General features: G+C 34.5%; 10 protein-coding genes and 1 pseudogene. All 11 read left to right on the top strand.

Going from position 1 to position 13,693, the window contains the following annotated elements:
- Positions 1 to 108: 108 nt before the first annotated feature.
- Positions 109 to 330, top strand: a pseudogene (locus VR862_RS05880) (tyrosine-type recombinase/integrase); the annotation flags it as partial.
- A gap of 2,409 nt (positions 331 to 2,739) precedes the next feature.
- A complete protein-coding gene (locus VR862_RS05875) occupies positions 2,740 to 3,285 on the top strand; it encodes a toxin-antitoxin system YwqK family antitoxin (protein WP_324720035.1) in 546 nt (181 codons plus the stop codon).
- Positions 3,286 to 3,843: 558 nt separating this feature from the next.
- Positions 3,844 to 4,083, top strand: coding sequence for a hypothetical protein (locus VR862_RS05870; protein ID WP_324720034.1), 240 nt, complete (start codon positions 3,844 to 3,846; stop codon positions 4,081 to 4,083).
- Between the two features lie 484 nt (positions 4,084 to 4,567).
- A complete protein-coding gene (locus VR862_RS05865) occupies positions 4,568 to 4,984 on the top strand; it encodes a VanZ family protein (protein WP_324720033.1) in 417 nt (138 codons plus the stop codon).
- A 391-nt stretch (positions 4,985 to 5,375) separates the two neighbouring features.
- Positions 5,376 to 5,993, top strand: coding sequence for a hypothetical protein (locus VR862_RS05860; RefSeq protein WP_324720032.1), 618 nt, complete (start codon positions 5,376 to 5,378; stop codon positions 5,991 to 5,993).
- Between the two features lie 136 nt (positions 5,994 to 6,129).
- Positions 6,130 to 6,528: a hypothetical protein gene (locus tag VR862_RS05855; RefSeq protein WP_324720031.1), complete on the top strand. Its 399-nt coding sequence runs from the start codon at positions 6,130 to 6,132 to the stop codon at positions 6,526 to 6,528.
- Between the two features lie 665 nt (positions 6,529 to 7,193).
- Positions 7,194 to 7,595 carry a hypothetical protein gene (locus tag VR862_RS05850; protein WP_324720030.1) on the top strand — a complete coding sequence of 134 codons (402 nt, stop codon included), beginning with the start codon at positions 7,194 to 7,196 and terminating at the stop codon, positions 7,593 to 7,595.
- 654 nt (positions 7,596 to 8,249) lie between these two features.
- Positions 8,250 to 8,816 carry a hypothetical protein gene (locus VR862_RS05845; RefSeq protein ID WP_324720029.1) on the top strand — a complete coding sequence of 189 codons (567 nt, stop codon included), beginning with the start codon at positions 8,250 to 8,252 and terminating at the stop codon, positions 8,814 to 8,816.
- Positions 8,817 to 9,049: 233 nt separating this feature from the next.
- Positions 9,050 to 9,268, top strand: coding sequence for a hypothetical protein (locus VR862_RS05840; RefSeq protein ID WP_324720028.1), 219 nt, complete (start codon positions 9,050 to 9,052; stop codon positions 9,266 to 9,268).
- Between the two features lie 1,237 nt (positions 9,269 to 10,505).
- Entirely contained in the window at positions 10,506 to 12,080 is a 1,575-nt protein-coding gene (locus tag VR862_RS05835) for a DNA methyltransferase (RefSeq protein WP_324720027.1), read from the top strand.
- Positions 12,081 to 12,093: 13 nt separating this feature from the next.
- Positions 12,094 to 13,245 carry a hypothetical protein gene (locus VR862_RS05830; RefSeq protein WP_324720026.1) on the top strand — a complete coding sequence of 384 codons (1,152 nt, stop codon included), beginning with the start codon at positions 12,094 to 12,096 and terminating at the stop codon, positions 13,243 to 13,245.
- Positions 13,246 to 13,693 lie beyond the last annotated feature (448 nt).

Here is a 13,693-nt window from a genome sequence, read left to right as displayed (position 1 = left end):
TTTTTAGCTCAAAATAAATTCTGGAAAACTGCGCATCATTGATGCGCTTTTTTTTCTCCTAACTCAACAATAACCGGGATCAGGAAGAAACTTATTTCATAAAATTATAGGCATTCCTACGCCACACACATGCTGGAAAACGGGATAGACATAAGATATATTCAGGAGCTACTTGGCCATTCCCGACCAGAAACTACAATGATCTACACCCATGTTTCGAGAAAGGACATCATGAAGATTGAGAGTCCTTTGGATGTAACGGTAAAGGAGATGTTGCAAGCAGATAAAAACAACGAAAACCTGTTGTTATCCCGTAACTTTGAGGGATAAATAACTATATTAGTTTTCATATAACGAGTTACCAAAAATGCCGCTGACAAACGAAACGTGATAATGAAAAATCTAATTTACATTCTTGGATTAATTCTGTTGTTCATTACAATGCTATTTCAAGTAATTAGCACGAATGATAATTCACTAAAATTGATTTATTCAGCTTTTGGTTTAGTTTTTATGGTTTTAATATTTCTCTCTTATAAACATAAAAAGCCATTTTAAAATTGGATACTGATAGAAATTTAGCCGATCTCTAAAATGTCTTTTTTTGGTAGTAAGAAAAATTGAATTTTAAATGGTAAAATAGGAACGGACTTCTCACTCAGGCGGAGAAAAAAGAAGAGCTGAAAATATCATTTTTGAGAGGTAAGAAAATCTAAGTTTTAGAAAGAAAGAAATACAGCGGACTTTCTCACTCAAGCGGAGAAAAACCAGACGTGAAAAAGCCTTTTTTGAGAGGTAATAAAATTTAAACTTTAAAAGCATAACCCGCGGATTTAAAAGCGAAGCGGCTCACTCGGGCGGGCGGCACATTTGGTAACAACGTATAAAAACAATGCTTAAGTTAGTCTCAAATCGAAACTCCGTGCTCGCTTGCAGCGCCTGATTGTCCTGCGGACAATCAAGCTTGCCAGCAAGCACTGTTTTTATACGGGACGTTGTAAAAAATGCCGCTGACAAACAGGACGCGGAGAAAAATAAAAACTGCCCTAAAAAAAACGGACTCTCAAAACGCCATTTTTGGAAGGAAAGAAAAATTGAGTTTAAAAGATAAATTTCGTCGGACTGCTTACTCAAAACGGATAATTAAAAGCAGTTAAAAATATCATTTTTAACATTTAAGAAAACTGGTTCTTAAAAGAAAATGCAGCGGACTTTCTCACTCAAGCCGGATAAAAAAGTAGTTATTGAAAATGGCATTTTTGACAGATCAGATAAATTGAGTTTAAAAGAAAATTTTCAATGGATTTACTCACTCAAACGGAAAAATAAGACGGTCGCAAAAAGCCATTTTTGAGAGGTAAGAAAAATAGAACTTTAAAAACAGAAACGGAGCGGACTTAAAAGCAGAACGGCTTACTCGGGCGGGCGGCACATTTTTACAACAATGCATAAAAACAATGCTATCTTAGTGTCGAATCGAAAGTCCGTGCTCGCTTGCTGCGTCTGATTGTCCTGCGGACAATCACGCTCGCCAGCTCGCACAGTTTTTATACGAGACGTTGTCAAACAGTTGAAAAATGGATTACCAAGAAATAATTTTAATTGTAGGAATGTTAGCTGGAATTCTACTTTTTAGAAAAACTCAACCGACTTTTTTAAAAGTACTTTTAATCGGACTCATTATTATACTCTTACTCACTTTTACCACTCAGAAACTTCTAATAAATATCTCCTTCTTTGGTTTCGGAATTCTGACTTTAATTTTCACTATTCTGAGCGGACTCAAGAAAAAATGGCTGAATCTGATAATCGGATTTTTTGCTTTCGCTTCTTTTGTATTTTCTGTAATGCATTTTCCCTACTCGAACGGATTAAAACTATTAATGATTGTCCCGATAATAAGCTATTTTTTAAGCTTTAGACAAAGAGAAAATTATAAAAATGCTCTATCAATTTCAACAATATTGATCGCGTACATATTAACCGAATTTTTAAATGTGACAACTATTTGGTTCGTCTAAAAAACCGTTTGACAACAATATATAAAAACAATGCTCAAACCAGTCTTGAATCGAAACATTATGCTTGCTTGCTGCGCTGATTGTCCTGCGGACAATCAAGCTCGCCAGCTCGCACTGTTTTTATACGGGACGTTGTAAAAAATGCCGCTGACAAACAGGACGCGGAGAAAAATAAAAACTGCCCTAAAAAAAACGGACTCTCAAAACGCCATTTTTGGAAGGAAAGAAAAATTGAGTTTAAAAGATAAATTTCGTCGGACTGCTTACTCAAAACGGATAATTAAAAGCAGTTAAAAATATCATTTTTAACATTTAAGAAAACTGGTTCTTAAAAGAAAATGCAGCGGACTTTCTCACTCAAGCCGGATAAAAAAGTAGTTATTGAAAATGGCATTTTTGACAGATCAGATAAATTGAGTTTAAAAGAAAATTTTCAATGGATTTACTCACTCAAACGGAAAAATAAGACGGTCGCAAAAAGCCATTTTTGAGAGGTAAGAAAAATAGAACTTTAAAAACAGAAACGGAGCGGACTTAAAAGCAGAACGGCTTACTCGGGCGGGCGGCACATTTTTACAACAATGCATAAAAACAATGCTATCTTAGTGTCGAATCGAAAGTCCGTGCTCGCTTGCTGCGTCTGATTGTCCTGCGGACAATCACGCTCGCCAGCTCGCACAGTTTTTATACGAGACGTTGTGCACAATTTAACTGACTTATGAAAATCATCCTTTTAATGGTATTTTTTTCCACAATTTCTGGATTCAGCCAAGAAATTAAATACCGACTTATTTTTAAAGATTCTTGTTCTGGAAAAATTGTATTTAGCCATTTATACCATCTTGAAAAAAATGGAAAATCTTACTCGACATTTGAATCAGATAATGATACAATTATGTTACCTGAAAAAGGAGTTTATACTCTTTTTGCATCAGAAATAGGAGAAGTTCACCAAGTTGAATTAAATAAGGAAACAAATACAGACACGTTATTTATACCCAAAATCAGAGAATATCTCGTGACTCACAATAAACCGAATTACATCTTTAGAAAGTGCGACAAAAAAATTAATGGTTTTCAAACTGGATACTATTCGGATGGTTCAATTCGGTTGATGGGGGAATTTAGAAAAGGACTCGTTATAGGAGAATTAAAAAGATTTTATCAAGATGGAAAGATAAAAGAAGTTTCAATTTATGACAAACGGGGTTTCTTAACCAAGCAAACCGAATTTGATGAAAATGGTGAGATCCTAAAGAAATAAACAAAAACTGTGCACAACACTATATAAAAACAATGCTCAAACCTGTCTCGATTCGAAACTTCCTGCCCGCTTGCAACGCCTGATTGTCCTGCGGACAATCAAGCTTGCCAGCAAGCACTGTTTTTATACGGGACGTTGTGAGCCATTTATAGCGGATCGCAATAAGCAAATTTTAATTTATTTGCTGCTGTCGGTGTCGAAAGGATGAAAAAAAAGCTACGGATTAGAATCCTCACTCAACTGGAAGTGGCGCTTTTTTTTAGGTAAATTTGGAAGTTATAGTTTGTGAATAAGCGGATTTACGGTCAGAGTTGATCACGAAAAAACCTGTCAAAATTGGCATTTTTAAGACCCTTTGTGACGGATCATTTAAATGAAAAAACGGACTCACAACAACACATAAAAACAATGCTGAAATCAGTCTCGAATCGAAACTTACTGCTCGCTTGCAACGCCTGATTGTCCTGCGGACAATCAAGCTCGCCAGCTCGCACTGTTTTTATATGAGAACGTTATGTGTAAGTTTCACGAAAATTCTGAAAAGAAAATAGCTGACCAATGAGAGAAACTATTCCTGATGATTATCCACATCAATTGAACCTAGAAGAAGTAAGAAATTTAGCCTCGAAATATGCTAATAATGCTACTCGAGTAAGTAAGGCTGGAAATGTAAGTTTAGGTGCAACTTATTGGCACCAAATGTCAGAATTAGGACAAACAGAAATTAGTTTACGAAATCAATTAGAACTGAATGAAATTCTAAAGAAGCTAAAAAAGAAAACAAGAAAAGTGGATTAATAAATTTAGTTCTTTCTATTCTTACAATCTGTTTAGCAATAATTACAATCACGGTTAGTATAAAATCATTAGATTTTGCGGAATCTGATCAACAATCAGATGAAGTTTGGAAAGATCAACAAATAAGAGTTCTAAATGAAAATAAAGAAGCAATAGAGAAGTTAACAAAAGAAATAAAAGCAATTAATACAAAAACTAAAGAATTAAGTGCTGAGTAAAAACCTACACATAACAGCGGTTCATCTCAAATTACGGGTTTAATCGAAAATATGTAATTTTAGAAACCAACAAACAAACCGGTAAGCCGACAAGAACGCGTCCCTACTCCCGCAACTTGCGATAACCGCAGCCGTTAGCCAATAGCTGTTAAACACAAGATTTACAGTAAATCTGTAACATAACAGGAAAATCTGTTACTTATTGGTAGCGTGTATCTTAAAAGCAAGGCTGACAAGAAATTATTGAAAAAAGTCCCAATTGGAATATGGCAGCAAGCAAAATCTTAGGTAATTGGTCACCTAGACCTTTTAAATCAGTAAGAGTGTATTGGGTTGTCTTCTTTCTTTTAACCATACTGACAATTACATTTGAGAACTTAACTTGCAGAGCTTACATAGCTGAAAACAACATAAATGATTATGGATTTTCAGCAAATTCCCCCAACTTCTTTCCAATTCTTGCGATGCAAATATTCTATTTTATTGAAAATAAATTTGATCCTGGAAAATTCCTAAGATGGTGTTTTTCTGTGTTTGGATTTGTAACAGGCTACGAACTATTACAGATATTTATTCCAAATAGGACATTTGACTGGAAAGATATTATTGCTACAATATTAGCCTCGATTATTGGATATTTCGCTTTAAAAAAACTACACACAAAACCAATATCTAAAACATAAGTAAAATGAAAAAAAACAAAACACAAAAAACAGCTACAATACTGGGTTGGAGTGTTTCAACCATTCTTTTTCTTATAGCCATACTTGCTCTCCTAAAGAAAACCCAAGTGGGATTTTTTGAAGTCTAATTGAGTTAAAGAAAAGAAATATTTTATTTTTTTTTGGACCATTAGCCATTGGACAAAAAAGAAGTATTGAGTGGGTAAAAGAAAAGGTGTCAGACCAGTAGATGGGTAAAAAAGCCATTGGCTAACAATGAATAACACAAATTGCGGAATACCTCTCAAAAATGGCATTTTTGACTACTATTTAAAATGGCATTTAACTGAGAAATTTTAATATCCAATCCGCAACTTGCGTTATTCGGGACGTTGGCAATAATTTGAACCAAATGCCCAATACATCATTTAGGACGTATAAAAAAATAGATAAACCTAAAATTTCCTTAGGTGTCATATTAATAATTTCCTTTTTGTCGAGTATACTCATCCTACTCATCAACCAGAAATATAAGTCTCCATATTCGGAACAAATTGAAAATATTATTCTGATAATAGTTTATGGGTCAATAGGATTATTCATCTTTAAATTATTTAAAAGCCAATTTGAAAAACAAAAACTTTATGGGAAAATTGCGGGGAATCTTGAGCTATTTTCAGATAGAATCGAAATAGGCGATCGCACTATAATGATTTCAGAAATAAAAACCGTTCGGATTAAGCTTGAAGATTACGAAGGAAGGAGAGAAATCCTTTTGTCAAATACAACTGTTCCTAAAATTTCTCATGGTTTTAATAATCTGCTTACAATCGAATTGATTACATCAGACAAAATTAAAATCAATTTTGAACAGAAATTTGAAAACCAGTTTTCTCGCCGAAACAAAGATGTTTTAATTGAATATTATAAGGAAGAAAAATTACCTTTTAATAATCTGCTCGATATACTGCAGATTTCGGAATATGAACAAATACAAAATTTGAAAAAAACTATTGCCAACAATGAATAACACAAATTGCGGAATACCTCTCAAAAATGGCATTTTTGACTACCTTTTAAAAACTGTAATTAACTGACAAATTTTTGCTACCCAAGCCGCAACTTGCGTTATTCGAGACGTTGGCGTGCATTTAATTAAACCAGATATGAAAAGAGAAAATGAGGTTTATAGTCTGAACGGAGGTTATAGTCCCTTTATTTATAAAAGTAAAACTGGTCTTATATATTGCTTCCCTGTTTCATCAGGTCATGCGGATATGAGTTTTGAGTTCGATATTTCAGAACAAGATTTAGACATGTTAAAGTCAAGCAATTATAAATTTAAGGCACTTTATTACATACTTTTCAATGAAGCTCAGTCTACTTTTGGAACTGGTCATCCAAGTCCAAGGAAATATACAGTTGATGAATTTGAGGATGCCAAAAATAAAGTATTATATAAATCTGAAAATGATTTACAATTATATATAACGGAATTTTCGAAACGCTGGAATCTAGGAGAAAATTACTTCCAATGTTTCTCAAATAATACTTTTAAAAAATAAAAACGACACGCCAACATCGGTTAACGAGCAAATAGCGGCAGATCATCAAAAATGACATTTTTAACTACCTTTAAAAAGATAACTTACCCGACAAATAATCGTTTCCCAGTCCGCTACTTGCGTTAACCGGAGACGTTACCCAAAATGCCGCTGACAAACAAAACGCGGGAAAAATAAAACTGACTCGGATAAAAAAACAGAACTCTAAAATGCCTTTTTGGGAAAGAAAGAAAAATTGAGTTTTAAAAGAATAATTGCGACGGACTACTCACTCAAAACGGAGAAAAAAAGCGGTAAAAATATCATTTTTGAGAGGTAAGAAAATCAGAGTTTCAAGATTAATATATCGGACTTTTTCACTCAGGCGGATAAAAATAATCGGACGTAAAAATGCCATTTTTGGAAGGGAAGAAATTTAAAGTTTAAATTAAATCTCAGCGGATTCTCACTCAGACCTGGAAAATAAAAAAAAGAAGCCGCAGTCAACTCGGGCGGCTCACTCGGGCGGGCGGCACATTGGGTAACAACATATAAAAACAATGCTAAAGCCTGTCTCAATTCGAAGCTCCGTGCTCGCTTGCAGCGCCTGATTGTCCTGCGGACAATCAAGCTTGCCAGCAAGCACTGTTTTTATACGAGACGTTGCCCACAATACAAAGATGAATATGAAAAAAATTTTAGTTAGTGCACTTTTAGTCTGTGGATTTAGTTCCTGTGCGCAAGAATTAACGTGTGCGGACTTTAAAAATGGAGAATTTCTAATTCCTGCAGATTCTCTTGATGCACAATCTTACAAGGTCACACGAAAAAATGGCAGACAAATAGAATTTGATGAAAAAGGAGATAAAACTTTAGTTGACATAAAGTTCAAGGACGACTGTAATTATGTTCTCACTTACAATGAAGATTCAAAAAATTTGGATGAAATGGCCAGATATATAAATGCATCTGGAGGTATTAAAGTCGAGGTTTTAGAGATTAAAGGTGATACTCTAATTTATTCGGGAGTAATAGAAAATGATTCACTGCACTACGAAATGCCAGGCAAGTTGGTAAAGCTAAAATAGTACTGTGGGCAACACTGTATAAAAAAAATGCTCAAGCCTGTCTTGAATCGAAGGTCGTGCTCGCTTGCAACGCCTGATTGTCCTGCGGACAATCAAGCTCGCCAGCTCGCACTATTTTTTATACGGGACGTTAAAGTGCAATTGATCTTACCGGGCCTTGCTCGGCATGAATCCGAAGAGCGGAACCAAACGGCTGGATTGGATGGGTCAGATGCTTTAGTTCAAGGATCCCGATTTCGAAGCGTAAAAATTTATTTTTTAAAACGTGTAGAAATCGGGATCCTTGAACAAGTTAGTGGAAAAAAAGGATAAAAATTCTGGGGAAAATCCATCCTTTTTGGTCCTGCAGTTGTTGCTTCGGACCCCAAATGGGACTATCCCATAATCTATGATATAGGTAATCCCCTTTTGGTTTCAAGCAGCATAAATTAGGATCGGTAATCTAAACTGCATCTAACTGCAGCTATAGGCAATGCCTGGAGGAAGTAAAGGACAAGAGGATGGTTATAGTTTAAATCAATAGATTAACTTAATCAGGAAATAATACAAACCAGGCACTGCCCATAGCACGCTTAGTTGTAAACAAGGCAAAGAAATATATTTAAATATTAAATCTGAATTCCTATTTATATAAACCAATAAGACAATTATCTAGTGAGAACATTATTTTTATTGGTGATATTAGCCACTTCTTTAACCTTAAATGCCCAGATTACGGAAAGAAACTGGATAGTTGGTGGGAGCGGGTCTTTTACCTCTTCGACCGCCATATCAGAAGATACTTCGGGACGTGAAATTCAGAGTAAGGCAACAGGTATTGCATTGGATCCTAATATAGGATATTTTTTGATGGATAAATTTGCTGTTGGTTTAGATATGGGGATAGGGTTTTCTAATCCACCAGAAAGAAATAACAGCAACTGGTCACTGGGTATTGGACCCTTTGTGCGCTATTATTTTCTGAAGTCAGAAAACCTTATCAACCTTTTTAGTGAGGCCAATTTTTTATACAGCACGGGGTTGAGTAAAATAAATGGCGATAGAACCTCAACAAGATTTGGATTAAGTACTGGAGGTGTTCTATTTTTTAACAGTAGTGTAGGCTTAGAGCTATCATTGAATTATACTGATACAACTTCAAAAAGAGACGGGTTGTTTGATTCTGAGTTTAAGGATTTCTTTGTAGGCTTAGGTTTTCAGATCCACTTAGAAAACCGATGATAAAAACCTTGGCGAAAAGGTCATAGAATTGGAACTGGAAAAGCCCAGTTTACAACAATATATAAAAACAATGCTCCAGCATCTCTTGAATCGAAACTTCCTGCTCGCTTGCAACGCCTGATTGTCCTGCGGACAATCAAGCTCGCCAGCTCGCACTGTTTTTATACGGGACGTTGTGAGACATCTAAAAACCTGATCATTAATATTACTTAACAACGAGAAGCCCAATATAAATGGAAAATGTAAAAAAATACCCACGCGTTTTATTTGCTCTATTTTTAGTGCTGCTGACCAGTTGCTCAAAAAGTAAGGAGAAAAAAGAAATTTCTAAACTCGAAAATGAACTTGTCACAAAAGATGTCCTGATCAACAAACTGACGGACTCCTTATCGGATCTTCGGCGAGAGCGAGACAGCCTAAGTGCCGTTGTTTTCTTTAGTAATAAAAATTAGAAATTGAATGAAGAAAGTTTATCTGGCCTTGTAGAACAAAAAGACGTCTCACAACAACATATAAAAACAATGCTTAAGCCAGTCTCAATTCGAAAGTCCGTGCTCGCTTGCAGCGCCTGATTGTCCTGCGGACAATCAAGCTTGCCAGCTCGCACTGTTTTTATACGGGACGTTGCCAAAAACACCGCTGACAAACAAAACGAGAAAAAAATCTGACCTTTAAAATGCCATTTTGGAAGGAAAGAAAAAATGATTTTTAAAAGATAAATCGCAACGGACTACTCACTCAGCCGGAAAATAAAAAGAAGCTAAAAATATCATTTTCGACACATAAGATAGATAGAGTTTAAAATAAAATACAGCGGACTTTCTCACTCAGATGAAAAAAAATAGAAGCTTGAATATCATTTTTACAAGTAAGGTAAATTGATTTAAAAAGAAGAATACAACGGACTTTTTCACTCGCACGGAGAAAAATAAAAGAACGCAAAATTGCCCTTTTTGAGAGGTAAGAAAATAAAAGTTTTAAAAGCTAAAAGCAGCGGATTGAAGAGCGAAACGGCTCACTCGGACGTGCGGTGCATTTGGCAACAACGTATAAAAACAATGCTATCTTAGTCTCGAATCGAAAGTCTGTGTGTACTTGCTGCGTCTGATTTTCCTGCGGAAAATCATCGCCGGCAAACGCCGCACTGTTTTTATACGAGACGTTAAAGTGCAATTGATCTTACCGGGCCTTGCTCGGCATGAATCCGAAGAGCGGAACCAAACGGCTGGATTGGATGGGTCAGATGCTTTAGTTCAAGGATCCCGATTTCGAAGCGTAAAAATTTATTTTTTAAAACGTGTAGAAATCGGGATCCTTGAACAAGTTAGTGGAAAAAAAGGATAAAAATTCTGGGGAAAATCCATCCTTTTTGGTCCTGCAGTTGTTGCTTCGGACCCCAAATGGGACTATCCCATAATCTATGATATAGGTAATCCCCTTTTGGTTTCAAGCAGCATAAATTAGGATCGGTAATCTAAACTGCATCTAACTGCAGCTATAGGCAATGCCTGGAGGAAGTAAAGGACAAGAGGATGGTTATAGTTTAAATCAATAGATTAACTTAATCAGGAAATAATACAAACCAGGCACTGCCCATAGCACGCTTAGTTGTGCGCAAGCTCTAATTTTGTTATTTCCTAAAATAGGTTGATTAATCTAATTAGTATCTTTACAAAAAAGAAAAAGGAATTGAAGCAGAAGAGAAATAGATACGAAATGCATAAATACTGGGGAAAAAAGCCATCCAGTAATTTAAAGGGATTAATTGAAAAATTCTCAGAAGAAGGTGATACGGTTTTGGATCCTTTTTCTGGTTATGGAGTTTTTGCTTGTGAAGCATATCTACTTAATAGAAATGTAATTTCTAACGATTTAAATCCAATAGCAAATTTTATAAATCAACAATTATTAGAAAAAGATATTGACTTAGATAAACTCCAAGTTCAATGGGCAAAAATTAAGAAAGAGTTTATCCCTTTTGTAAATAAATGGTATTCGTGGAGATATCAGGGAGAAAATGTTCAGTTAATTACAGTTCTCAGAGACAAAAATGATGTTCCTATCAAAGGAAAAATAAAAAGAAACCAAGACAGAAGATCTATTGAAATTAACTTAGATAGTTCTGAAGTTAATAAGTATTTAGAATTTGAAGAATCTCAATCAATCGAAGATTGGTTTCCTCAAAATAAATTAATTGAGAATTCCAGAATATCTGCAAAAAAGGATATGACTGTTGCAGATTTATTCACAAAAAGAACTTTAGCCTGTCATTCGAAGCTTTTGCACTTAATAGAAAAGAAATCCACCGGTAGAGAGAAAGATTTACTTAAAGTTGCATTTACGGCTAATCTTGCCAATTGTTCTAGATTAGTGCCACCTATAAAATCACGAGGACCTATGGCCCCTGGTGCCTGGATGACTGGGTTTTATATTGGAGAAACGTATTTAGAGAACAATGTTTTGCAATATTTCGAGAACAGATTTAAAAAAATTGTAAATGGTAAGAAAGATTATCTTTCATATTTCTCAAATACAGATTCACTGGATTTATTCAAATACGAAAACTCATATACTGTGCTGCAGAATGATGCGAAAAATTTAAATCTAAAGAACGATTCAATTGATTATATATTTACCGATCCTCCCTATGGTGAAGCAGTTCCATATTTTGAGCAAAGTATTATTTGGAATTCGTGGCTTCAACTAAATCCAGATTATAAGGAAGAAATAGTAATTACTGACAGTAAGGAAAGACAAAAGGATGTTACCGCCTTCGAGCAAGATATAAACCTTGCGTTTCAAGAAATTCGAAGGGTTTTAAAACCTGAAGGATATTTTTCCCTTACATATCATTCTTTAAGTGGGCTAGAATGGAAAGCAATTACAAATGCGTGCATTAACAATGGCTTTGAATTAGTTGACTATGAATGGCTGGTTCAAAAATCTTTTACACCTCGGCAAATTAATCGATTAAAAAGTATAAAAGGAGATGTTTTAGTTACTTTACAAAAAGCTCCAAGTATTCAAGCGAAAATTAAAACTGATGAGGAATTAGAGGCTTTGTTTATTAATAAAATCAAAGAATGGTTATCTCAAAAATCATTGGATACTAACCAGATTTTTTTAAAAATAATGCGAATGATTTTTGAGGAAAAAATACTCATTGGAAATATCAATGTATTAAATATACTAACCAAACAATTTAAATTCACTGAAGATCGGAAATGGATTTCCGAATACGAAACAGCAGTGAATTATTCCTGAATCTACTTTATTTATGTTTAAAAACCTACACCGAGAATTTGAAAACAAGGCAACAGATTTATTCGAACTTCAAACCAAAGATAATTTCTCAAGATATCTTTTAATTAGATCTTTAGATAGGGATCATCTAAAAGAACTAATTGAGAAACATACGGGAGAAGAAGTTAATAAAGGAAAATTTGAAGATTTCTACGAAAAGTTATTTGACTCAAAGATCACTAATGAAGAAATCATCGAATATATAAAAACAGAATATCCAAAGGTAAAAGAAAGTAGAAAGGAACAAGAAGAATATCTACCTGATATTATTAAAGATTTCGGTGAAGTTAAATGTGGTATCAGAAATGACAATTTAAATGATACCGCGAAAGAACTAGTAAGGGATAAGACGATTAAAGACAAAAATGATCTAGAAGAAAAAATAGATGATTTATTAGAAAATCGAATCAAAGGTTATCTTCTTTGGCAATATTACAATCAAGTTACTAATGACCTGATCGAACACATCTTCAATGACCACCCTAATGTAATTCCTACTCTTAGAAAGATAAAATTTGTTGATTTTCTAGTTCAAAAAGGTGATAAGATAATTCCCTTTGATCTTAAAATCACTCATATATCCGATGACTATTTTGATCTACATAAAAAAGGTATTATTGATTCTCCAGAGGAATCTCACGATTCTTTTTCAATAGAAGACAATCCTTCAGAACAAGAAATTATAAAGGAAAAATATAAAGAATATAAAAGAGATTTAGACCTACCCAATTATGGAGGATTGAGCAAAATTGAAATGCTCGAAATATTGGCAGAACAAAATGATGAATTGAAAAATTTCGTTGAAGATATTACGAAGGAACGTAATAAAATGATTGAAGAAATTGAAGAAAATTTATTACCTGTGGAATGGTGGAACTATAAATTCCAGGGTGAAAGATTGTTCAAAAATAATAATCGATTTTTTGTTTTTCTTGCCTTTAAAAATTCATTTGAAGATGCACGTCCTTTAAAAGGAAGATTGGAATTAATTGAGGAAAAAGTCAAAGAAAAATTAGATTCAATAATTAAAGACGATATAAATACCATTAAATATTATTATTCTAAAGACAGAGGTCTAGAGGGAGCATATAAAATAAATTCGGTTTCAATTCTCGTCACAGAATAAATTCGTGAAAGAGCCAGCGCACAACATCGGTTATAGCAAATAGCGGGCTTTTGCGGAAAAAGTATAATTTAGAAAACCAAGAAACAAAAAGTTAAGCCGACAAATCCGAGTCCCTATTCCCGCTACTTGTCCATAACCGTAACCGTTAAAGTGCAATTGATCTTACCGGGCCTTGCTCGGCATGAATCCGAAGAGCGGAACCAAACGGCTGGATTGGATGGGTCAGATGCTTTAGTTCAAGGATCCCGATTTCGAAGCGTAAAAATTTATTTTTTAAAACGTGTAGAAATCGGGATCCTTGAACAAGTTAGTGGAAAAAAAGGATAAAAATTCTGGGGAAAATCCATCCTTTTTGGTCCTGCAGTTGTTGCTTCGGACCCCAAATGGGACTATCCCATAATCTATGATATAGGTAATCCCCTTTTGGTTTCAAGCAGCATAAATTAGG

Source organism: Salinimicrobium aquimaris, from assembly GCF_035607535.1.
Classification (GTDB): Bacteria; Bacteroidota; Bacteroidia; order Flavobacteriales; family Flavobacteriaceae; genus Salinimicrobium.
This window is presented reverse-complemented; position numbering and strand designations above follow the sequence as displayed.

Coding starts and splice junctions, on each gene's coding strand:
- VR862_RS05865 (WP_324720033.1), top strand. CDS start 4,568: ATGGCAGCAAGCAAAATCTTAGGTAATTGGTCACCTAGACCTTTTAAA.
- VR862_RS05830 (WP_324720026.1), top strand. CDS start 12,094: ATGTTTAAAAACCTACACCGAGAATTTGAAAACAAGGCAACAGATTTA.
- VR862_RS05875 (WP_324720035.1), top strand. CDS start 2,740: ATGAAAATCATCCTTTTAATGGTATTTTTTTCCACAATTTCTGGATTC.
- VR862_RS05860 (WP_324720032.1), top strand. CDS start 5,376: ATGCCCAATACATCATTTAGGACGTATAAAAAAATAGATAAACCTAAA.
- VR862_RS05870 (WP_324720034.1), top strand. CDS start 3,844: ATGAGAGAAACTATTCCTGATGATTATCCACATCAATTGAACCTAGAA.
- VR862_RS05840 (WP_324720028.1), top strand. CDS start 9,050: ATGGAAAATGTAAAAAAATACCCACGCGTTTTATTTGCTCTATTTTTA.
- VR862_RS05855 (WP_324720031.1), top strand. CDS start 6,130: ATGAAAAGAGAAAATGAGGTTTATAGTCTGAACGGAGGTTATAGTCCC.
- VR862_RS05850 (WP_324720030.1), top strand. CDS start 7,194: ATGAAAAAAATTTTAGTTAGTGCACTTTTAGTCTGTGGATTTAGTTCC.